Annotated in this window: 21 protein-coding genes and 1 pseudogene; 13 read left to right on the top strand and 9 right to left on the bottom strand. The window is 33.7% G+C overall.

All coding sequences use genetic code 11. The features are described 5' to 3' along the window. Window positions 1-85: 85 nt before the first annotated feature. From Q0845_RS09800 to rpe, 3 genes are all read left to right on the top strand, one after another. A complete protein-coding gene (locus Q0845_RS09800) occupies window positions 86-847 on the top strand; it encodes a 7-carboxy-7-deazaguanine synthase QueE (protein ID WP_298512282.1) in 762 nt (253 codons plus the stop codon). A gap of 135 nt (window positions 848-982) precedes the next feature. Continuing rightward, window positions 983-1,846 carry a sigma-70 family RNA polymerase sigma factor gene (locus Q0845_RS09795; RefSeq protein ID WP_007096854.1) on the top strand — a complete coding sequence of 288 codons (864 nt, stop codon included), beginning with the start codon at window positions 983-985 and terminating at the stop codon, window positions 1,844-1,846. A gap of 138 nt (window positions 1,847-1,984) precedes the next feature. Beyond that, on the top strand, window positions 1,985-2,644 hold the full coding sequence (gene rpe / locus Q0845_RS09790) for a ribulose-phosphate 3-epimerase (protein WP_298512280.1): 660 nt from the start codon (window positions 1,985-1,987) through the stop codon (window positions 2,642-2,644). Window positions 2,645-2,715: 71 nt separating this feature from the next. On the opposite strand, the gene Q0845_RS09785 is transcribed toward rpe, so the two are convergent. From Q0845_RS09785 to Q0845_RS09770, 4 genes and pseudogenes are all read right to left on the bottom strand, one after another. Further along, window positions 2,716-4,383, bottom strand: a complete 1,668-nt coding sequence (locus Q0845_RS09785) for a hypothetical protein (protein WP_298512278.1) — start codon at window positions 4,381-4,383, stop codon at window positions 2,716-2,718. Between the two features lie 27 nt (window positions 4,384-4,410). After that, window positions 4,411-6,012: a thrombospondin type 3 repeat-containing protein gene (locus tag Q0845_RS09780; protein WP_298512276.1), complete on the bottom strand. Its 1,602-nt coding sequence runs from the start codon at window positions 6,010-6,012 to the stop codon at window positions 4,411-4,413. A gap of 221 nt (window positions 6,013-6,233) precedes the next feature. After that, window positions 6,234-6,392, bottom strand: a pseudogene (locus Q0845_RS09775) (thrombospondin type 3 repeat-containing protein); the annotation flags it as partial. A 1,120-nt stretch (window positions 6,393-7,512) separates the two neighbouring features. Then, window positions 7,513-8,295: a T9SS type A sorting domain-containing protein gene (locus Q0845_RS09770; RefSeq protein WP_298512274.1), complete on the bottom strand. Its 783-nt coding sequence runs from the start codon at window positions 8,293-8,295 to the stop codon at window positions 7,513-7,515. A 615-nt stretch (window positions 8,296-8,910) separates the two neighbouring features. Here Q0845_RS09770 and Q0845_RS09765 point away from each other — a divergent pair. Next, a complete protein-coding gene (locus Q0845_RS09765) occupies window positions 8,911-9,564 on the top strand; it encodes a sensor histidine kinase (protein WP_298512272.1) in 654 nt (217 codons plus the stop codon). Here Q0845_RS09765 and Q0845_RS09760 read toward each other — a convergent pair. Further along, on the bottom strand, window positions 9,561-10,307 hold the full coding sequence (locus tag Q0845_RS09760; protein ID WP_298512270.1) for a zinc-dependent peptidase: 747 nt from the start codon (window positions 10,305-10,307) through the stop codon (window positions 9,561-9,563). The two genes, Q0845_RS09765 and Q0845_RS09760, sit on opposite strands and share 4 nt — an antisense overlap. 324 nt (window positions 10,308-10,631) lie before the next feature. Between Q0845_RS09760 and Q0845_RS09755 the strand changes: the two genes are divergently transcribed. From Q0845_RS09755 to Q0845_RS09740, 4 genes are all read left to right on the top strand, one after another. Further along, complete coding sequence (locus Q0845_RS09755; protein ID WP_298512268.1) at window positions 10,632-11,942, top strand: aryl-sulfate sulfotransferase; 1,311 nt, start codon at window positions 10,632-10,634, stop codon at window positions 11,940-11,942. A 239-nt stretch (window positions 11,943-12,181) separates the two neighbouring features. Next, complete coding sequence (locus Q0845_RS09750) at window positions 12,182-12,676, top strand: RNA polymerase sigma factor (RefSeq protein ID WP_298512266.1); 495 nt, start codon at window positions 12,182-12,184, stop codon at window positions 12,674-12,676. After that, entirely contained in the window at window positions 12,660-13,280 is a 621-nt protein-coding gene (locus Q0845_RS09745; protein ID WP_298512263.1) for a hypothetical protein, read from the top strand. Before Q0845_RS09750 ends, Q0845_RS09745 begins: the two co-directional genes overlap by 17 nt. 99 nt (window positions 13,281-13,379) lie before the next feature. Then, window positions 13,380-14,393, top strand: coding sequence for a hypothetical protein (locus tag Q0845_RS09740; RefSeq protein ID WP_298512261.1), 1,014 nt, complete (start codon window positions 13,380-13,382; stop codon window positions 14,391-14,393). 144 nt (window positions 14,394-14,537) lie between these two features. Here the strand turns inward: Q0845_RS09740 and Q0845_RS09735 are convergent, their stop codons facing one another. From Q0845_RS09735 to Q0845_RS09720, 4 genes are read right to left on the bottom strand one after another with little or no spacing between them, the layout of a single operon-like run. Next, the gene (locus Q0845_RS09735; RefSeq protein ID WP_298512258.1) at window positions 14,538-14,951 is read right to left on the bottom strand and encodes a DUF2452 domain-containing protein; all 414 of its coding nucleotides are present in this window, start codon (window positions 14,949-14,951) and stop codon (window positions 14,538-14,540) included. A gap of 21 nt (window positions 14,952-14,972) precedes the next feature. Next, window positions 14,973-16,508, bottom strand: a complete 1,536-nt coding sequence (locus Q0845_RS09730; protein ID WP_298512255.1) for a cryptochrome/photolyase family protein — start codon at window positions 16,506-16,508, stop codon at window positions 14,973-14,975. Further along, window positions 16,509-17,807 carry a DASH family cryptochrome gene (locus Q0845_RS09725; protein WP_298512253.1) on the bottom strand — a complete coding sequence of 433 codons (1,299 nt, stop codon included), beginning with the start codon at window positions 17,805-17,807 and terminating at the stop codon, window positions 16,509-16,511. Further along, on the bottom strand, window positions 17,800-17,943 hold the full coding sequence (locus tag Q0845_RS09720; protein WP_298512251.1) for a DUF2256 domain-containing protein: 144 nt from the start codon (window positions 17,941-17,943) through the stop codon (window positions 17,800-17,802). The genes Q0845_RS09725 and Q0845_RS09720 overlap by 8 nt, the downstream gene beginning before the upstream one ends. Window positions 17,944-18,037: 94 nt before the next feature. Here Q0845_RS09720 and Q0845_RS09715 point away from each other — a divergent pair, with 94 nt between their 5' ends. From Q0845_RS09715 to Q0845_RS09695, 5 genes are all read left to right on the top strand, one after another. Continuing rightward, window positions 18,038-18,811, top strand: coding sequence for an SGNH/GDSL hydrolase family protein (locus tag Q0845_RS09715; RefSeq protein WP_298512248.1), 774 nt, complete (start codon window positions 18,038-18,040; stop codon window positions 18,809-18,811). 120 nt (window positions 18,812-18,931) lie between these two features. After that, a complete protein-coding gene (locus tag Q0845_RS09710; RefSeq protein WP_298512246.1) occupies window positions 18,932-19,627 on the top strand; it encodes a nuclear transport factor 2 family protein in 696 nt (231 codons plus the stop codon). Between the two features lie 43 nt (window positions 19,628-19,670). Next, window positions 19,671-20,171 carry a DUF2867 domain-containing protein gene (locus Q0845_RS09705; protein ID WP_298512243.1) on the top strand — a complete coding sequence of 167 codons (501 nt, stop codon included), beginning with the start codon at window positions 19,671-19,673 and terminating at the stop codon, window positions 20,169-20,171. Window positions 20,172-20,241: 70 nt separating this feature from the next. Continuing rightward, window positions 20,242-20,595 (top strand): YciI family protein, encoded by a 354-nt coding sequence (locus Q0845_RS09700; RefSeq protein ID WP_298512241.1) that lies wholly within the window; start codon window positions 20,242-20,244, stop codon window positions 20,593-20,595. Further along, window positions 20,595-21,854 carry a sigma-70 family RNA polymerase sigma factor gene (locus Q0845_RS09695; protein WP_298512238.1) on the top strand — a complete coding sequence of 420 codons (1,260 nt, stop codon included), beginning with the start codon at window positions 20,595-20,597 and terminating at the stop codon, window positions 21,852-21,854. The genes Q0845_RS09700 and Q0845_RS09695 overlap by 1 nt, the downstream gene beginning before the upstream one ends. Window positions 21,855-21,876 lie beyond the last annotated feature (22 nt).

Genomic DNA, 21,876 nt, shown 5'->3' with positions numbered 1-21,876 from the left:
AATTCAATTTTCATTCAGTTTCATATAGTTTTGTCTCTCAAAAAGGAATGCTTTAATTTTGTGGTTTACTTTTGAAGCATTGTGTATGACCAAATTGAAAATTGCAAATCTGGACGGGAAACCTGAAATTTTCCACTCTATCCAAGGAGAAGGAAAAAATATGGGACAACCAAGCGTGTTTATTCGAACATCGCTTTGCAATTTGCATTGTATTTGGTGCGATACTGATTATACGTGGAATTGGGAGAAAACGCGTTTTTCGCATGTAAAAGACGAAGATCCAACGTATACAAAGTATAAAATGGAGGAAATGATTATTTCGCTTACGCTGGAAGAAATCTATGAAGAAGTCGCAAAAACAGGTTGCAAGAATATTGTATTAACTGGTGGAGAACCGATGATGCAACTGCAAGAGCTTTCTGCTTTAATCGAATTTTTCAATACAAAAGCGGATGATTATTTTTTTGAGATTGAAACCAACGGAACACTTTTACCAGATGCTACTTTTGAAACTTTGATTGATCAATATAATGTATCGCCGAAATTGGCCAACTCAAACAATCCGAAGAAATTGCGCGAAAAGTCAGAAGCATACGAATACTTTTCTACGAACAAAAAGGCTGTTTTTAAGTTTGTAATTTCGGCTGAGAACGATCTCACGGAAGTGTTAGACATCTGCCAGAAGTATAAAATTCCCAACGAAAAAGTGTACTTAATGCCCGAAGGAACCAAGCCAGAAGCCTTAAAAAAGAAGCAACAATGGTTGATTGAAGTCTGCAAAAAATATCAATTTCACTATACTGACCGATTGCACGTACATATTTATGGCGACAAAAGAGGCGTGTAATTTGCTAATTATTAAAAAGTTACATTTTTAAGAAAACTTTATTTAAAATATTTTTTACCTTTTTGTAACATTTGCACACATTCGTACGTATAACTAGTAGCGTATGCACAAAGAATAAAATCCCAAGTAGATTACATGAGACAACTTAAAATTACCAAGCAGGTTACCAACAGGGAAACTGCATCCTTAGACAAATATCTTCAAGAAATCGGTAAAGTTGACCTTATTACAGCAGACGAGGAAGTAGAATTAGCTCAAAGAATCAAGGCTGGAGATCAAATTGCTCTAGAAAAATTAACAAAAGCTAACCTTCGTTTCGTAGTATCGGTTGCAAAGCAGTATCAAAATCAAGGATTAACACTTCCTGATTTGATCAATGAAGGAAATTTGGGTCTAATTAAAGCCGCACAACGTTTTGATGAAACGCGTGGTTTTAAATTTATTTCATATGCTGTATGGTGGATTAGACAATCTATCTTGCAAGCATTAGCGGAACAATCGCGTATTGTACGCTTGCCTTTGAACAAAATTGGTTCTATTAATAAAATTAATAAAACTTTTGCGTATCTTGAGCAAAGTCATGAACGTATCCCTTCTGCAGAAGAAATTGCAAAGGAATTAGACATGACTGTGAATGATGTAAAAGAGTCGATGAAAAATTCTGGACGCCACGTATCAATGGATGCGCCATTGGTTGAAGGAGAAGATTCGAACTTGTATGACGTATTGAATTCTGGTGAATCGCCAAATCCTGATAAAGAATTATTACATGAATCTTTAAAGACAGAGATTGAGCGTGCATTAGAGACATTGACGCCGAGAGAAGCAGATGTAATCCGTTTATATTTCGGATTAGGAAATCAACATCCAATGACTTTGGAAGAAATTGGAGAAACTTTCGACTTAACTCGTGAACGTGTACGTCAAATTAAAGAAAAAGCGATTCGTCGTTTAAAGCACACATCACGAAGTAAAATATTAAAAACATATTTAGGATAATCTCCTATAAACCGCACAGCAGTTTAGTTTTTATAACATAACTGTTCGTTTTTTGATTGATGAATGACGCTCTCGCATTGCGAGAGCGTTTATTTTATAGTACTTTTGTCGGCAAACAAACAACACACACTACAAATTATGTCTACAAAACGAATTGCGCCATCGATCTTGGCTGCAGATTTTGCCAACTTACAACGCGATATTGAAATGGTAAACAATAGTGAAGCCGATTGGTTTCATATTGATATTATGGACGGCGTTTTTGTGCCGAACATTTCCTTTGGAATGCCCGTTTTAAAAGCAATTAATAAACATGCTACCAAAACTATTGATGTGCATTTAATGATCGTTGATCCTGATCGTTATATTCAAACTTTTGCCGATTTAGGCGCAGATGTTTTAACTGTACATTACGAAGCTTGCACACACTTGCACAGAACGCTACAGGCGATTAAAGCTGCCGGAATGAAAGCTGGTGTAGCATTGAATCCTCATACAAATATTAGTCTCTTAGAAGACGTTATTCAAGATATTGACTTGGTATGTATTATGAGTGTGAATCCTGGTTTTGGAGGACAATCGTTTATTGAGAATACGTATGATAAAGTTAAAAAACTAAAAGCCTTGATTACTGAAAAAGGAGCTGCAACCGAAATTGAAATTGATGGCGGCGTAAATGATAAAAATGCAAAAGCATTGGTTGATGCTGGTGCAGACGTATTGGTTGCTGGAAGTTTTGTTTTTAAATCTGAGAATCCAACAGAGACGATTCAGAATTTGAAGCAGCTAGTTTCTTAAAAAAATAGACCTCTAAGATTTTATAAAAGAAGTTGTCTGAAAAATATTTTAGACAGCTTCTTTTTTTATGTTTAATTTTCTTCTGGGCATGTGATTTGTATTCCAATTAAAGAACCATTTGCATTGGGTTTGTATCGGAAACATTTGCCATCAACTGATTTTAGAATGATTCCGCGGTAGATATTACTTATATATACATCGCCATCTTCTACTTGGAGTTTCGACGTTGGATTCGTAGTACTGATTCCTACAAAACCTGTATTTGCTCCAGCTTGTGTTTGACATGCATCTCCAATACCATCATTATTTGCATCTATTTGATCATTGTTGGCCACATAACGGCAATTGTCACACGGATTTCCTACACCATCATTATCATCATCCAATTGATCTGGGTTTAGAATATCATCACAATTATCTATAGCAGTGGAAAGTCCATCACTAGTACAATTTGTCGTTGCTATTGTTATATCTGAACACGTAGCTCCATTGTTATTGAGTATAATTTCTGATGGCGAAACATTTCTGTTTAAAAGGATTTCTAACACACAACATTCTTCTAGTTGAGGATTATTTTCAATCACTAAATTCAAACCCACAAAACTCATGTCTCTTAAAGGTAAAATGTCTGTTAGTCCTGGATTATTCCTTAACTCCAAACCATAATTAAAACGGCTTACATTTAATCCTGAAATAGTTGTTAGCAATGTATTAGAAGAGAATTCTAGTTTATCTGTGACATCTTGAATATTACTTAAACCCTCTAAATTAGTCAAATTCGAATCTTCAATGATAAGCGTATTGATTTCTGTTACATTTTGAAGTCCTAGAAGGTTTGTTAGGCTACTATTTCTAATCTCCATGTATCCGATGTTTGTTAGGTTTTCTAATCCATCTAAACTTATAAGATCAGAATCTTCAATAATGACCGAAGTGATTTGCTGTACATTTTGAAGTCCTTGTACATTTATCAAGTCGCTTTGTCTGATTTCTAAATATCCTATAATCGTTACGTTCTCTAAACCATCTAGGTTTTGTATTGGATTGTTGATAAGACTTACACGATGTATTGTTGATCCTGTCAGCAAACCTAAACTCGTCAACGATGCATTTCCTTCAATATAGATAGGATTGTTAAAATTAGATATATTCCCTAAGAATCCTATAGAAGTGAGACTATCATTATTAAAGATTTCTATTGCTCCTATCGCAGTAGGCGTGTAAGACAATGTGAAATCTAAATTAGATAACTGTGCATTATTTTTTATACTAGGACCAATTCGTGTTATAATATTTGTGGTTCCATCTCCCAAAATAATTGATTGCAAATTATCATTATTATTAATTTTAATCGAAGATACAACACCTGTTAAGCTTGGTAATGAAATTGTTGTAAGAAGATCACAATTTACAATTCGAATTTCACCTTCTATACTTTGAATATTTTCTAATCCAGCTAACGATGGAAGACTTTGTTGTATTTCTATTTGCAAAAATCCTGTTATTTCTGTTAAGAAAGAAAGTCCTGAGATATCTGTAACACCATTAGGATCCAGAAAACTTCCGATTTTTAGGTTATTTACGGAAGTACAAGTACCTGCGTAGGTGGCTACAAAATCATCAACATTTTGTTGTGTAGATAGGTATATCGTTGAATTGCTACTACCACATGATTGCGCTAAAACTTGTTGTTGAATACCAACCAGAAGGCAGATTAATATAAGTATGCTTTTTTTCATAAGTCTTTTTTAAAGATATACGTATGCTTATTGTGGACATACAATTTGTGTTCCGACAAGCATGCCATTTGTATTGGGTTGATAACGGAAGCATTTTCCATCTGCTGATTTCATTATGATTCCACGATTAATATTGCTGATAAATACATCGCCATCTTCTACATGTAGTTTACTCGCTGGATTTGTAGTACTGATTCCGACAAAACCTGTATCTGCTCCAGCTTGTGCTTGACAAGCGTCTCCTACTCCATTTCCGTCCGTATCTAATTGATTGTTATTGGCAACTGTCGGACAGTTATCACACGGATCACCAACACCATCGTTATCTGTATCTAATTGATCTGGATTTGAAATACCATCACAGTTATCATCTGCAATAGAAAGTCCATCATCAGTACAATTAGAAAGCGCAACAAATACATCCGAACAAGTAAAAGCATTATTATTTAATCTGATTTCGGAATAATCTACACCGCGTTCTATAAGTTCTTGCAGTGCACAACAATCCGATAATATCAAATTGTTTTCTAATATTAATGTTAAGCTATTAAACGAGAGAAAACTAGCTATTCCGGAAATATCGGTAAGCGCATTATTATTTATGATTCTAAATACTCCCATATCTGCCATGCTATCTAAGCCAGCTAAACTTGTGAGCGATGCATTTGCTAATAATTCAACTTTGTTAGAAACCGAAACCAAGTTGTTTAGACCTTGTAAATCTGTAATATTAGTATCTTCAATAATGAGTTCATCTACTTCTTCTACACTTTGAAGACCTAATAAATTATTCAAACTGCTTTGCCTGATCTCCATGTCTCCAATGCTCGTTACATTTTGAAGACCCGATAAGCTAGTGATACTACTTTGCCTGATTTCCATGTCTACAATGGTGGTTACAGTTTCAAAGCCTTCCATGTTTTGTATTGGATTATTGATCAGCGTCAGCTTGTGTATTATTGTTCCTAACTGTAAATCACTTAAACTTGTTAAAGACGCATTTCCTTCTATAAGTATAAGACTATCATTATTAGATAAATTCCCTAAAAATGCTATGGAAGTGATATTATCATTATTAAAAATTTCTGTTGTCCCAGATGCTGTAGGTGTATAAGACAATGTGAAATCTAAAGAAGATAATTGTTGGTTGTTTTTCATTATAGGACCGCTGCGTGTTATAATATTTCCGGTTCCATTTCCTAAAATAATCGATTGTAAGTTGTCATTATTACTAACTTCAATATTTGCCACGACACCTGTTAGACTTGGTAGTGAAATTGTTGTAAGCAAATCACAATTTACAATCCGAAGATTGCCTTCTATGCTTTGAATATTTTCGAGCCCTGCTAAAGAAGGAAGACTTTGTTGTGACACTATTTGAAAATATCCTGTGATTTCTGTAAGAAAAGAAAGTCCTGAAAGATCTGTAACTGCATTTGGATCTGCAAAGTTTACAATTCTAAGATTATTCACCGAAGTACAGGTTCCAGCATAGGTTGCTACAAAATCATCAACTTCCTGTTGCGTTGTTAGTGTTATAATTGATGAATCGGTGCATAGTTGTGCTAACACTTTTTGCTGTATTCCAAAAAAAACACAAATGAATAATAGGGTAATTTTTTTCATCATAATTCTTATATTATTTTTTATTGCGGACATAAAATTTCTTGTCCGACTAATATTCCTTGCTCGTTAGGTTTATATCGAAAGCATTTTCCAGATGCTGTTTTCATAATAATTCCGCGATTGATATTACTGATAAATACATCGCCATCTTCTACATGAAATTTAGCAAGTGGATTATTTGTGCTTATTCCTACAAACCCTGTATTGGTACCTGCTTGTCCTTGACATGCATCACCAATTCCGTCATTGTCTGTATCTAGTTGATTGTTGTTTGCTATTGATGGACAGTTATCACACGGATCACCCACGCCATCGTTGTCTGTGTCTGTTTGATCAGGATTTGAAATATTATCACAATTGTCAACACCAACCGTAAGTCCATCTTCTGTGCAATTTTCAAGAGTTATAAATATATCCGAACAGGTAGATCCATTATTATTTAATGTGACTACTGAATAATCAACGCCACGCTCCATAAGCTCTTCTATAACACAACAATTTGACAATTGTGTATTGTTTTCCAATATTAGTTGTAAATTATTGAGTGAAAGAAAACTACTTATTGCTGAAATATCTGTAAGTGTGTTATTATTTGTTATTTCTAATCTCCCCATGTTTGCCACACTTTCCAAACCAGCTAAACTTGTAAGTGATGCATTAGATGATAATTCAAGTTTTTCGGAAACTAAAATTAGATTCTCCAAACCTTGTAAGTCTGAAAGATTGCTTTGCTTAATCTCCAAATTATCAATAGCCGTCAAATTCTCTAAACCATTCAAATTTTGCAAAGGATTATTAATCAACATCAGGTTATTCAATTGATCTTCAACTTGCAGACTAGTCAAACTTGTTAAAGAGGCATTTCCTTCTATTAATATCGTTCCATAATTGGATATATTTCCTAGAAAAGCTAATGAAGATAAACTATCATTATTTGTGATATCAGCACCAAATGAGAATGAAGACGTTGACGCTACAGTAAAGTTTAAGTTTTCCAACTGTGGATTATTTCTAATTAATGGACCATTTCTAATGGAATGATTTGTAGTTTGGTTAAGCGTTACAGATTGTAGATTATTACATCCACTAATGTTTAGGGTACCATTCACATCATTAATTACGAGATTGGGAAGTGAGATTGTAGTGATAAGATCACAATTAAAAATTTCTAAACCTCTAGCAGTTTGGATATTTTGTAACCCGTCAAAGGATGACAAAGCTTGAAGGTTATTTAAATTCAAAGTAATAACTTCTGTTAAAAAAGATAATCCAGAAATATCTGTAATTGAATTTGGTTCACTAAAGTTCCCAATGGTAAGAAAAAGCACATAATTACAAGTACCCGCATAAGTGGTCACAAAATTGTCTACATCTTCTTGCGTAGCAAGTGTAACATAATTTGTACTACATTGTACTTGTCGAGCAAATGCCTGTTGACTAATTCCCAGCAGTTTAATTATTAAAATAATTAAAAGTATTTTTTTCATCTGTAGAATGCTTTTGTTATTGTACTTTAATTTTCTTCACACTAAACTTATCTTGACTGTACACTTTCACTAAGTAGAGTCCTTTAGCTAGTCTTCCTAAATCTACGCTATCCGTTTTACTGGTGCTTAATATCTGTTTTCCTAATAAATTGTATACTTCTACTTTGTCAATTTTGTCTAAAGATCGAATGTAAATAATATCATTTGTTGGATTAGGGAATACTTGTAATGATTCAATAGTTGCTTCCTCTATACTTAAAACAGTTTGGTGTACCAATCGAATTTGTCCTGGCAAGGTATAATCTAATGCAAAATTAGAAAGGTTTGCACCTAGATTTACGTTTGCAAATTCTCCAGAAAGATTTCCAGTGTAGGATATAATGGTAAACGAATCGGTTGTTGCTGGAATAAAACCATCAATAGTTGCAATATTTAAAACTCCATTCGTTACTAAATCGCCATCAATAAAAACGTGATCATGTCCGTTTTCTATTCCAATTCCTGCATTTCCTTGAATGTCTAGCATAAATCCTGCATCCGGACTATTACTCAAAGAAGAATTAAAACTTAAATCGCCAATAACTACTCCAGGATTAATTACAGCAAAATTCCTAGCTACGGAAAAATCCATAACACCATCGCCTTGAATTTGTCCGTCATTTTTATTTGCAAAACTCTCAGTACTGTATATAAGCGCCGATTCTTGAAGCATTAATTCTGCGCCATCATTTACAAAGCTTTGTCCTTGTAGTTGTAGCGTTATACCTAATAATAAAGTAAATAGTATTTTTTTAATCATAACAATTTCTATTTCAGAAAATAAAAGTAATATATATGCATACATTCGATAATAATTGAATGTTAAATATCTGACAAGTCGCTATTTTACGAATGTTTGAGGGAAAAGAAAGATGTAAAATTAGCAATACATTTCAAGTAAAGAAAAAATCAATACAAATCATACTTTTTTTATATTTATTTTACAAAACACACACAATAATCAACTCATTAAGAAGCCTATTAGCTTTCCAAAAATTTAAATTTCACAGTGATTTTCTTCATCAATTTTTCACAAAAAAGAATATTTATTTTCATATGACTATCATTTTTTTACTGATTCCTGAAGTAAAATAATGTCCTTTTTACAGTCAAAAGAGTGCTTTTTTAATGATGATTTACTGAATTTACTATTTTTCAAACAAATTTCTTTAAAAAGACCATAATCAACTAACAACCAAAACAGTACACTGTAAAAAAAACATTCTACTTTCCGTGAATATAGAGTCCGTTTTCGCGAAAAGGGACAAAAACCTATTGTCTTTTGCCTGTAACAATAGTACATTTACATATACCTATTTGATAGTAATCCCTAAAGCCAGCATAACAAATGTTAACTCTAAAAAAAATGTATTGAATGTCATCAAATGAATTATCGTTACGATACGATCTTTTGAATTCCCAGATGAATCCGCATTTTATTAATAATGCAATTCAAAGTATCTGTAACGCTATTACCAAAGGAAATGTGAATCAGTCTATCAACTGGCTAAACAGGCTCTCACATTTGTACCGACTCGTTCAAAAATCTACCAAACATAAATTGATAGATTTACAAGACGAGATTGAAATTTCAAAGTTATATATCGAATTACAACGCGATCTTTTTGAAAAAGGTTTCGCTTATACTATTGTGATTGATGAAGACTTGAAAGAAGATCTAGAACATACCAAAGTGCCACCATTAATTTTGCAACCTCTTATAGAAAATGCAATAGTTCATGGCTTAAAAGGTATGAAACGCAACGGAAAAGGCGAATTGAAGATTTCCATAATGCTAGAAAAAGAAATGTTATACGCATGCATTACCGACAATGGTGAAGGCATCACAAAAACAAAAAAAGAATTAAACGAAGGCTCAGGAATTTCCCTTGAAAATATTAACGAACGTTTAAAAATAATAAACGGTTCAACCTGTGAGCAAAAACTTTTGGATGTACGAACGTTACGCAATGATGGCATCGTTGCAGGAACGCAAAGTTGTCTTAGAATTCCCTTAATTCAGATTTAAAAATCAGCGACATTCATATTTAGCATCAATTTTACTCTGTTATAAATATTAGGCAATTTTGCCTTGAATTCTTCAGGTGTTTCAAAGAAATGTTCTATCAAAACAGATAAAAATTCATACTGATTCTCAAATGCATAATCGCGTAAATAGCCAATTTTTATCAAGCGCTTTTGTGCATCTTTATCAGTTAAGGAAACAAGCAATAATTTGTAGTGTTTTAAAAATGAGCGAGCACTATAACTACTTTCTGTCAAAAAACTAAAGTGTACAGCATGGGTAAATTCATGAATACCAAGATTGAGATTGTCATCTTCAATTTTGATACCTTCTTCAAAATCTTCCCATGAAAATACTAACGTTTTGTACGTCGGGTTGGCTTCTCCTTTGTGGTATTGTTGTGTAATATTAGAAAAGTAATGTTCCGGATATACCAAAATTGTTTCAAAACGAGAAAGCAAGTAGCGTCTGTATCCAAACGTAATCATAACTGCCGTACATGAAATTAACAATTGCATGCGTTCTGTGACCAATAAATCTTCTCGACCTACAAATGTATGACTATCAATAAAACGCAGCACTCGATGTTCAAAAACACGCTTTTCTTTTGCTGTCAATTTGTTATAAAAAGATATTTCTTCTGAAATGACTGCACGTTGTCTATCGGTAAATTTTTTCGCAAATAAAACAAAACGATACAAGTCAGTTTTTTGATAAATAAATCCTTTAAGGTAGTCTAGTAGCAATAGCAGTAATTTAAGAAATATGCCTTTCGGTATGGTTTATAATTCGGTTCTTTTGCTAAAATAATTATTCTATCGTACAAAAAGCAACTTCTACCCAATTATTACGATCATCAAACACATTTCATCTTAAAAAAATTGAAGCTTTTTAAGCTAGATGAGATACAGCTATGACTAACTTTTCGCTTAAAAAACGTCCAAAAAAGTATAAAAATGGTTTCTAAACGTTAAAAAACGAATTGAATACGACTAAAAAGGTAAAATCTTAGACATTTTCTTGATGAACTTATTCGAGAATTATCTATTTTTAGCCTACTAATTGAAGCTATGATGAAATTTACGCCAACCTTAAAATATGTAGCCTGTGCATTATTATTTGCATTTGCAAGCTGCTCAGATGATGATTCTGTAATTATTACACCCGAAGGGGAAACACCTACTATTCCAGATCCAGTAAGTTTAACTCCTGAAGTAGAAGTTTATGACGCTGATAAAGTTCATAACAACTTAACACTGGCTGTAAATGCAGGTAAAAATTCTGCGTTTTTAGCTAATAAAACTGGTCAAAAAGTACACGAATTTACTTTTGATGAACCTTTAGGAAATGACTTAGAAATATTACCAAACGGAAAACTTTTAGGAATCTTTAAAGATCCAAATGCTCAAATTGAATTTGGTGGTTATGGTGGTATTGTAAAAATCTTAAACATTAATGGAACTGTAGAATGGGAATACACCTTGAGTAACGAAAATTTTGTGTTACATCATGATGTAGAAATGTTACCTAATGGAAATGTGCTACTCTTAGTTTGGGAACGTATTCCTGAAGCAGAAGCTGCAGCACAAGGATCTGCCAATCCTGGCGATATTTATCCAGAAACATTAATGGAAATTAACACGGAAACAAACTCTGTCGTATGGCAATGGAGAAGTTACGATCATATTATTCAAGATGATGATCCTTCACTTCCAAATTATGGCGTTGTAGCCGATAATCCGCATAAAGTAAACGTTAATTATAATCCTATTGCCAATGGAGATATCATGCATGCAAACGGTTTGGATTATGATGAAAATAAAGATATTATCTACTTAAGTATTAACTTTTTTAGTGAAGTTTGGGTAATTGATCACAGTACAACAACTGCTGAAGCTGCAACTGGTACTGGTGGAAATTACGGAAAAGGTGGAGATTTAGTGTATCGATTTGGAAATCCACGTGCGTATGACAATATGATGGGAGAAGTACGAGGCGATCGAAATCACTATCCTAATTTATTAGAAAATGGCGTTCAAGGAGAAGGAAACATTTTATTATATGTCAACGGATTTGCCGCAGGTTTTTCTACTGTATACGAATTGGAAATGCCAGCAACATTTTCGCTAACTCCAAATACTGACAATGAACCTAATGTAGTTTGGTTTTACTCAAACCCAGACATATTTTCAAGTAAGATTTCTGGTGCAGAACGTTTAAAGAATGGAAACACTTTAATTTGCGAAGGTGATTTTGGTTTCTGGGAAGTTACACCTGATAAAGAACTTGTATGGAAATATAATGGTGGCGAAGGTTCTTTCTTTTGGAGAGCCTATGACTATGAAGTAGACGATCCTATTATCGCAGGTTTCGGATTATAAATTCTAACTAATTTTAAAAGACAGTATATATAAAAAAGACAACTCGTTATGAGTTGTCTTTTTTAGGTTTACAGCGTATTTACTTCTACTTTAAAAAAAAATGAAAACTTCATGTAATAAAATTCACTTTGAGCCACTAACGTAGTAAAGACAGTTTGTAAAAACTTAAAAAAGGTATAATGTTAGCACGTATTCTCAACCAAAAAATTATTCATACACTGATCAAGAAAATTTGTTAGATGAGTCACGATTTTTATACTTCTCATATTCTTCCGCATGCGGCAATCATTATTAAGATTTGTCGTGCATACAGCAATTCGCAAGAAGATTTTGAAGATTATTATCAGGAGGTTTGTTTACAAATTTGGCGCAGTCGCAACAATTTTAGTGGGAAATCAGAATGGTCAACATGGATTTACAGAGTATCCTTAAACGTATGTTTAACCTTATTAAAGAAAGACAAGAAAAACGCAAACACTTTTGTATCGGACGCGATTCCAAAAGATGTGCAAGACGACAGTCAAACGTTTTTTAAAAAAGGTTCTTTAAACGAACTCTACAAAGCCATCAAGCAATTGAATGAAATTAACAGAGCCATCATTCTATTGTATTTGGAGGAGAAATCGTATCAAGAAATTGCTAGCATTATGGGAATGAATGCCAATACTATTGGCGTTCGCATCAATCGAATCAAAGAACAGCTTAAAAAATTAGTACATGGAAAAATCAATTGAACATATCTGGAAAGAAGGTTTTATGAGTACCGAAACCTTGGTAGCACCTAGAATTGAAAATTTATACAATCAAAAATCACAACATTTAGGCGATAAAATCATGCGTGTCATACATGCAGAACCTCAAACATTACTTTTAATGGCCGTTATTTTCTTTATCGGAAATTATGCCATTGGCAATAGTCTTTGGTCAGGAAGTATTGCTTCTATTTGGTGTATCATTTGGTATTTCATCACAAAAAAACAAGTTCAGAAAATTGAAGTCGCAACGAAAGAAACCAATTGTTATGACTTTTTAAAGTCATTACACAGACTCCTATTGCAACGAAAAGCAGCAACCGCAAGATTGCTTTGGATTGCCGCGCCTGCAATGCTTGTTCCGTTGGTAATTTACACGTATTACAATCAATACGATAAAAATTTTGGTGAAATTTTTGGTCTGGAAAGTTTGAATTATCCCAACGAATGGTTATTTGCTTTCATCCCTTTAGGAACCATTTTTACGATAGCCATTTATCATATCGCTTTTAAAACTGGTTATGGTCCAATTCTAAATAAATTAAGTCAATTAATCAGTGATATAGAGCGTTTGAAACAAGCGTAAAAGCAATGCGAAATATTGTTGGAAATTTGTCTGGTTTTTATGTAACAAATTGACAATGTATGAGTCTAATTTAGCGAAGCCAACTCAAAACAATTCGATATGCAAACACTATTCGATTTCCAACAACGTTTTGCCAAATTTCTGATTCCTTTAGCACTTTTTATTGGCACCTATTTCTTTATTAAATCACCTTTTTTCTTAGAACATTCTAGCACACTTACATTTCCAGTTTCTGCAGATTTGTTATTGACAATTCCAATTGTGTATTTTCTACTGATACGAAAAACAAGCATTCCAAAAACAACCATAGTTCCCATAATGATTATTGGGTTACTCTTAGGATTTTATGCTTTACCAGAAGCCAATCAACAGTATTTACAACTTTTTAAAGCTTGGTTTTTACCAGTAATAGAAGTCGGTGTTGCTTCATTCATCATTTACAAAGTCAGAAAAGCTGTCTTATTCCATAAAGCACAAGAAAACAAATTTTTAGACTTTTTTACAGCCTTAAAAACTACCTGCGCGGAAATTTTACCAAAACCTGTAGTGATTCCGTTTGCGACTGAAATTTCAATTTTCTATTATGGCATTTTTTATTGGAAGCGAAGAAAATTAGCAAAAAACGAATTTAGCAATCACAAAGAAAGTGGTTCATTAGCATTGCTTTTTGTACTTATTTTTTTAATTGCGATCGAAATTGTTCCAGTACATATTTTACTAGCAAAATGGAGTGACGTTGCTGCGTGGATTTTGACCATTTTAAGTGCGTATTCTGGATTGCAAATTTTTGGATATGCAAAATCATTAATGAAGCGTCCAATTGCTATTGAAGAAAATCGTTTGTTATTACGTTACGGTATCATGCAAGAAGCAGAAATTCCTCTCGAGGACATCAAAGAAATTACATTGTCAAGTAAAGAATTGGACAAAGAGGAAAATATCGTCAAACTAGCTTTATTAGGTGAAATGGAAAGTCATAATGTAATTATTGAAACCAATAGCGAACATACCTTACGCGGTTTGTTTGGTATTCAAAAGACATTTACTAAGATTGCCTTGCATGTGGATACACCTGTAGATTTTAAAAAATATATCAACGACTTAACTGAATAAAAATCTCTTCCAACGCAGTTGAACAATAGAGAACAATAGTATTTAGAAACCTCTCGACTGCGCTCGATGTGACATCTGTAGACTTAAAATTACAGATGTCAGATTGAGTGAATTTTTGATAAGAAACAAATTCAAAAACTCACATTATTCTTCTACCACTTCCCACATTTTGTCCGCATTTAAACGGAAGGTTTGCACATAATCAAAACGACATTGACTTGGTGCAATGATTGACAGAAATGGTTGCTGATTTTTATCGCGATATAAATGATAAATTTCGCCCACAATCGGTTCAAAATTAAACTTCGCATTGTAAATCAAGTTGTTGTATTCAAACTTTTCCATCAACGCATCGTATTCTGCTTTCAATTCGTCATAACGTGCTTTGACTTGCTTGTTGACTTTATCAATGTTTACATTCTTCCAAGTTACTGTATCAGGCGTTGTAATAATAGGCGCACCAACATTAGTTGCATAGGGTTTTAGAGCAGCATCATAACTATTTGATTCTTCATCAAACACGACATTATCTGGTTTTTTATCTTCTTCTTTTTGCATAACTTCAGTTTCTTCTTTCTTTTAATACTTATCAGGATTAGCAATAATAGCTTCTGCTCTATTCTTTAGCGCTCCTAACTTTTCTTTGTCCATTTTGTTCAACAAATTCATCATCATCGCCATCCGCTGATTGCCTTTAAAATAATCGCGTTTTTCATCTAAAAAATTCCAATACAAGGCATTAAACGGACATGCATCTTCGGTTTCTTTTTTGGACACTTTATACACACAATCTTTGCAATAATTGCTCATTTTATTGATGTAGCTTCCGCTAGATACATATGGTTTTGTAGCTACCAATCCACCATCTGCAAATTGACTCATGCCGCGTGTATTCGTAATTTCAACCCATTCTATCGCATCAATATAAATTCCCAAATACCAAGCATCTACTTCGTCAGGATGCGTTTGTGTAAGCAACGCAAAATTTCCGGTCACCATCAATCGTTGAATGTGATGTGCATACGCATGATCCAAACTTTGAGAAATCGCATGTTTCAAACAATTCATTTTCGTATTTCCTGTCCAGAAAAAGTCAGGAAGCGAATTCGTATTGTTTAATTTGTTCAAAGTTCTATAATTTGGCATTTCTTTCCAATACATTCCACGCATATATTCACGCCAACCCAAAATTTGTCGTACAAAACCTTCTACTTGCGATATATCAATTTCACTTTTATGAGTTCGCCAATACGAAACTACCGTTTCAATGACTTCCATCGGATGCAACATTTTTGAATTCATCGCAAACGATAAACGACTGTGAAATAGAAAATGTTCTTCCGTGTGCATTGCATCTTGAAAATCGCCAAAATACACAAGCAATTTTTTACAAAAATAATTCAGCAAATCTAAACAAGCAGCGCGATTGGTTGGCCAATGAAACTTTGCTTCATCCATATTCCCTATGGTTTTAACTCCAGCATCCTGTACCATTTTGTAAATGTTTGAAACAGAATTTTCCGCTTGCTTTTCCACTGGAATTTCTGGTGAACCTTTCCACTTTTTACGATTGCTATGATCAAAATTCCACTTTCCGCCTTCCGGATTCTTTTCATTCAGCATCATAATATTATACTTCTTCCGCATATTGCGATAAAAATACTCCATCACCATTTGTTTTTTCCCTTCAAAAAACGTTGCAAAGTCAGTTCGTGATGTTAAAAAGTGTTCCGTATCAAAAGCTTCTGTGGTAATATTCAATGCTGTACAAAACGTTTTCAGTTGCGCATCCAAACGATATTCATCTGGCAATTGATACTCAAACTTTTCTATGTGATATTCATCAATTAATTGGGTCAAATTCTTCACCAAATCCTGTTGATTTCGCTTATCATCCAACGTATAATACACAATTTTATGTTGTTCATTTTTTAGCCAATCTGCAAACGAACGCATGCTTTGAAAAAACGCAACAACTTTCTGAATATGATGTGCAACATAATCTGTTTCCTGACGCATTTCTGCCATGAAATACACGACTTCTTCATTCGTGTCGTGATACCAAGAATGCTGCTGATTTAATTGATCGCCAAGAATTAATCGTAATGTCTTCATTTAAAATAAACTTGTTTGCAACCAACGGTTTTGAAATTTACGATGTGCATCATAACGCTCGGCTTGGAGTTTTACATTAAAAGTTCGATTCCGCGGATCATTTCCAACGCCCGATACATACAGCCAGTTTCCATAATTACTATGGACATCATAATCGATTAACAACGATTCAAAATACGCAGCGCCAATACGCCAATCTAGTTGCAAAGTTCTTGCAAAATAAGATGCAACGTTTTGGCGACCGCGATTGCTCATCCATCCAGTATGTTTGATTTCGAGCATGTTTGCATTCACAAATGGTTCGGCAGTTTCGCCATCAATCCATTGCTGAATTAACTTTGCATCACTACTCCATTCATACGGTTTATGCAGAATACCTTCCAATTGGAAAATATCGTTTCCGTGCTTTCGGGAAATGTATTTGAAAAAGTCGCGCCAAATCAATTCAAAAATCATCCAATAGGTAGATTGATTTTTGACAATTTCGGACTCGTATTTTTGTACTTCATGGTAAATCATTCGTGGCGACAGACTTCCATTGGCTAGCCACGCAGAAAATTTAGAACTGTAATCTGTTCCAACCAATCCATTACGTGTTTTTTTATAATAGGATAGTTTTTTTGTATTCCAAGCGTAGTCTTGCAAACGCTGTAAACCTGCTTTTTCGCATCCTTTGAATGGAAATGCGGTTCGTGGATCGGATTGGAAGTTTGGATGTCCTAAATCTTGTAATGATGGAATTTTTGTTAGATGTGGTACGCGATTCTTTTCTGGCATCTTGGATATAGTTTCCATCGCACGAATACTCACATATTTTTCACATTTCTTTCGAAACACCGTAAAGACTTGTGGAATTTTGTCGATTGTCATCGGAATGTCATCAGGATGATATAAAAACTGATCGTAACTCTCAACCCAATTTGTATCTTTTGGGATGGCTTTTTGTACATTTTCAGCCACTTTTACTTCTTCCGAAGTCCATTCTTTTTGCAAATACACAGAAGTTACGTTGTGAATCTTTACATATTCAGAAACAATCTTTTCGGGGACATCATGATGCACAAACAAAGGAATATTGAGTGCATTTAGTTCTTCTTGTAAATTTGAAACTGTTTCAATTAAAAATTGCGCACGGTATTTTCCGGTTTTGACAAATCCAAAACGATCTTTTTCAAATTGACGCGGATCAAAACAATACACAGCCATAACAAAACTGTTTTCTTTAGCAGCTTTGACCAATGAAATTTGATCGTGAATACGCAAATCATTTCGAAACCAAACCAGTCCAGTTTTAGTCATTCTTTCTATTTTTATTTCTTCGACAACGTTCGCTACAATATTGAACTTCATCCCAAACACGCTCCCATTTTTTACGCCAAGTAAATGGCCGTTGACATACTTTGCATGTCTTTGTAGGAAGGTGCTTTTTCTTCATAATTAATTTTTGTTTAACAAATATAATAAATCATTAAACAAAATTATTTTAAAGTTCAAAAATTGTATCTTTATCATGCTAATTTGAAATGATTATGAATATTAAGTATACGCTTGGCGCGATAGTTTCCATTCCTCTATTGCCGATACTCTACTTTCAAGGACAAAAAATTAAAAAAACCATTCCCGATTTACCTGAAGCAACAGATTTAGAAGGTACGTCTATCTCAGAAAGTAATACTTCTTTTCAATTGATTACCATTGGCGAAAGTACGATTGCAGGTGTTGGTGCTTCTAGTAATAAAACTGGTTTTACAGGAACACTTGCAAAAGAACTATCAACACAAACCTCAGCAAATATTTCGTGGAAAGTGTATGCTAAAAGTGGATATACTGCAAAATGTGTAAATCAAAAAATAGTTCCTCAAATTACGCAGCAACCTGTAGATTTAATTGTTATTGGACTTGGCGGAAATGATAGTTTTGCACTTCGTACACCCAAACGTTGGAATAAAGATATTCGTGCATTGATTGATACGATTCGAACTACCTATCCAAAAACACCGATTGTATTTGCCAACATGCCGCCAATTAAAGAATTTACTGCATTTACAGGTTCTTTTAAGTTTGTCATAGGAAATTTAGTCTTGCATCTTGGAAAAGAGCTTGAAAAAGTCGTAAACGATTATGAAAATGTATATTACAGAGCTAAAAATTTGGAGTACGAAGACTTAGTAAAACGTATGAATCTTACAGCTGCTCCCGAAGATTTTTTTAGTGATGGCGTACATCCTTCAGAATTGGCATATCAAGTTTGGGCAAAAGATGTGGCAGAATATATTCAGAAAAAAGGGATTCTCTCTAAATAATACTTGTTTTTCATCTTCATAGAAACTTCTGACAAAAAACTAAAAATTAGTTCACTTTTTTATAGCATAGGTTTCCAAAGTTTTCTACTTTAGAAAACGCATTTTTTTAAACTAAATTTTATGAATTTCAGATCCATTTTAATCTTTGTTTTCAGTGTTTCACTCATGGTTTCTTGTGCAGAAAACAATTCAGAATCAAAGAATAAGACCAATACAGAAGATACTGCAAAAACAAAAAGCACTACAAAAACAGAAAGTACACCAAAGACAAAAGACGCTTCAAACTCAAAAAATGAAAGTTCAAATTCAAGAAATGAAACTTCTGAAGCATTGGTAGCATCTTTTGTGGAAGCCAGAAATAATTACGATTTGGCGACATTGACTTCTTTGGCCGTTGAAGATTATACAGAATCGTTTAGAAATGAAATTGTAGAAGTTAAAAATAGAGCTGAGCTTTTAAGAAACTTAGATTGGGCCAAAGAATTAAGTTCTAAAGTAACCATCAAAGAAGTGATTTCTGCAAACGAATCTGAAGTAGTCGTAATTGAAGAAGGTACTAATTATATCAATGTGGCTTTGAAGAGAAAAGCACGTAGTTTTAAAACAACATATTTCCTAAAAGATGGAAAAGTACTCAAACAAAGTTTTGATAATGCACCTGGCGAAGTATTTGACGGAAAAGAAAATGATCGCGTATACGGAGATTTTGAACGCTATTGTAAAGTAAATAATATTCAGTTTTCTTGGAGAGCTACCAAAGAAGACGGAAAAACACTAAGAAAAGCTTTGGAGAAATATGCAAATCGCAAGGAATAATTGTAACTTTAAGTTTCTTTAAATATGCTAACATGTACACCTTATGTTAAAAGTAAAAGAAGAATCTGTTTTTATTTCTGAGAACGCAACCAATTTGCTTCCAAAAGTTGATTTTGCAGATACATTTTCAACAACCAATCACATTCATTCTATTCAAGAAGTTACGAATCAAATCTTTAATACAACACCTAAATGGGTTGCTTTTTTGTTTAAAATCAGAAACAGTATTGTTCAATTTTTCGGGTTGAAAACAAGTCTTCCAGAAGATTATAATGAAGATTTTAAAGTTGGCGGTTATATCAAGTTCTTCAAAATTTACGATATCGCGCCAAGCGAAATTATTTTGGGCGCTAATGATAGTCACTTAAACTTTAGAGCTATTGTTTCCAATACCAAAGTAGCTTCGCACAATATTAAAGTAACAACCTTAGTAGAATACAATAATAAGAAAGGTAAAATTTACATGAATCTCATTAAACCGTTTCATAGAATGGTTGTAAAAAGGATGGTTTCACAAGCTTTTCAAAGTCCCGAAAAAAAATAATTGAAAAATATGTCCTCTTTTGTCTTTTGCAAAACGTCTTAGAGATATAAACCTTATAAAAAACACTATTATGAAAGAATTTATGATGATTTTCGTTGGAGCAGATTACGCTGATTTAGGACTTTCTCCAGAAGAATTACAAAACCGTATGGGAAAATGGTTTGCTTGGGGAAATAAAATGGAAGCAGCAGGAATCCTACGTGGTGGAAATGCATTGAATCCACAAATTCGTCGTATTGTAGGCGAAAATCGTACGGTAACCGACTTAACTTCCGCAGAAGTAAAAGAAATTATTGGCGGATATTATTTGGTGGTTGCCAAAGATTTTGATGCCGTACAAGAAATTGCACAAGATTTCCCTGATTACGATTTAGGAGGAACAGTTGAAATTAGAGAAGTAACTGTTTTTGAAGATCACAAGTAATGGAAAACAAACTCATAGACCATTTGTTCCGCTATCACAGTGGAAAAATGGTCTCTGTGTTAACTCGGATTTTTGGACTTTCGCATCTTGAAACTATTGAAGATGCAGTACAAGACACGTTTATAAAAGCGAGTGTTGCTTGGCGACAACAACAACCTGAAAATCCAGAAGCTTGGCTAACCAAAGCCGCCAAAAACAGAGTCTTAGATATTTTCAGGAAACTGAAAGCTGAAAAAAATCTACTTCCAAATCTTCAACAAAGTCGCGATTTTATTGCCGTTAACGAACTTTTCTTAGATGCAGAAATTGAAGATGCACAACTACGTATGATTTTTACGGCCTGTCATCCAGATTTAGATCCGCGCGATCGAATTTCCTTTGCTTTAAAAACCGTTTCTGGTTTTAGCATAAAAGAAATTGCTTCTGCCTTATTGACCAAAGAAGAAACGGTAAAAAAACGATTATTCCGCGCTCGAAAAACCATTCAAAAAGGAACGATTCAATTTCATATTCCGCAAGGAAAAGCATTGCCACAACGTTTGGAAAGCGTTATGGAAGTTCTGTATTTGATTTTTAATGAAGGATTTCATTCCAACACACAAGAACAATTAATTCGGAAAGAGTTGTGTGGAGAAGCTATGCGTTTGTGCCAAATGTTGCTTAAAAACGAATTGACACGAAGTTCAGTTGTGTATGCATTGTTTGCATTGATGTGTTTTCATTCTGCACGATTGGAAGCGAAGATAAATTCTTCTAATGAAATTCTCGATTTAAAACAACAAGATCGCAGTTTGTGGCATTTTCCATTAGTCCAACTCGGAAATACTATGATGAATAAAGCTGTTTTGGATCCTGAATATTCTTGCTATCATTATGAAGCTGCTATTGCTGCCGAACATTTGCGTGCCGAACATTTTGATGATACCAATTGGACAAAGATTTTGTATTGGTATGAATGTTTATATGCTATGCAACCAATTCCGATTCATATATTGACTATGGCAGTTGTGTGTTTGCAAAGTCTAGATTTCGACAAAGCAAAACACTATTTAGAACAACTTGAAGCAAGTGACTTGGAACAACGCAGTTATTTATATTACGGAACACTTTCCGACTATTATTACGCCACAAAAAATATAGAAAAAGCTATTGAATATCTTGATTTAGCGCTTCAAACCGTTACAAATTCGCTGGAAAAAGAGCATTTACAGAGGAAACGTATTACCCTAACAAATAGCACTTTAAAAAGAAAATCATAAACTATACTACTATACAAATCAT

The organism is uncultured Kordia sp., assembly GCF_947489565.1.
Classification (GTDB): Bacteria; Bacteroidota; Bacteroidia; order Flavobacteriales; family Flavobacteriaceae; genus Kordia.
The sequence above is the reverse complement of the archived record's forward strand: the minus strand, read 5'-3'. Positions and strand labels throughout refer to the sequence as shown.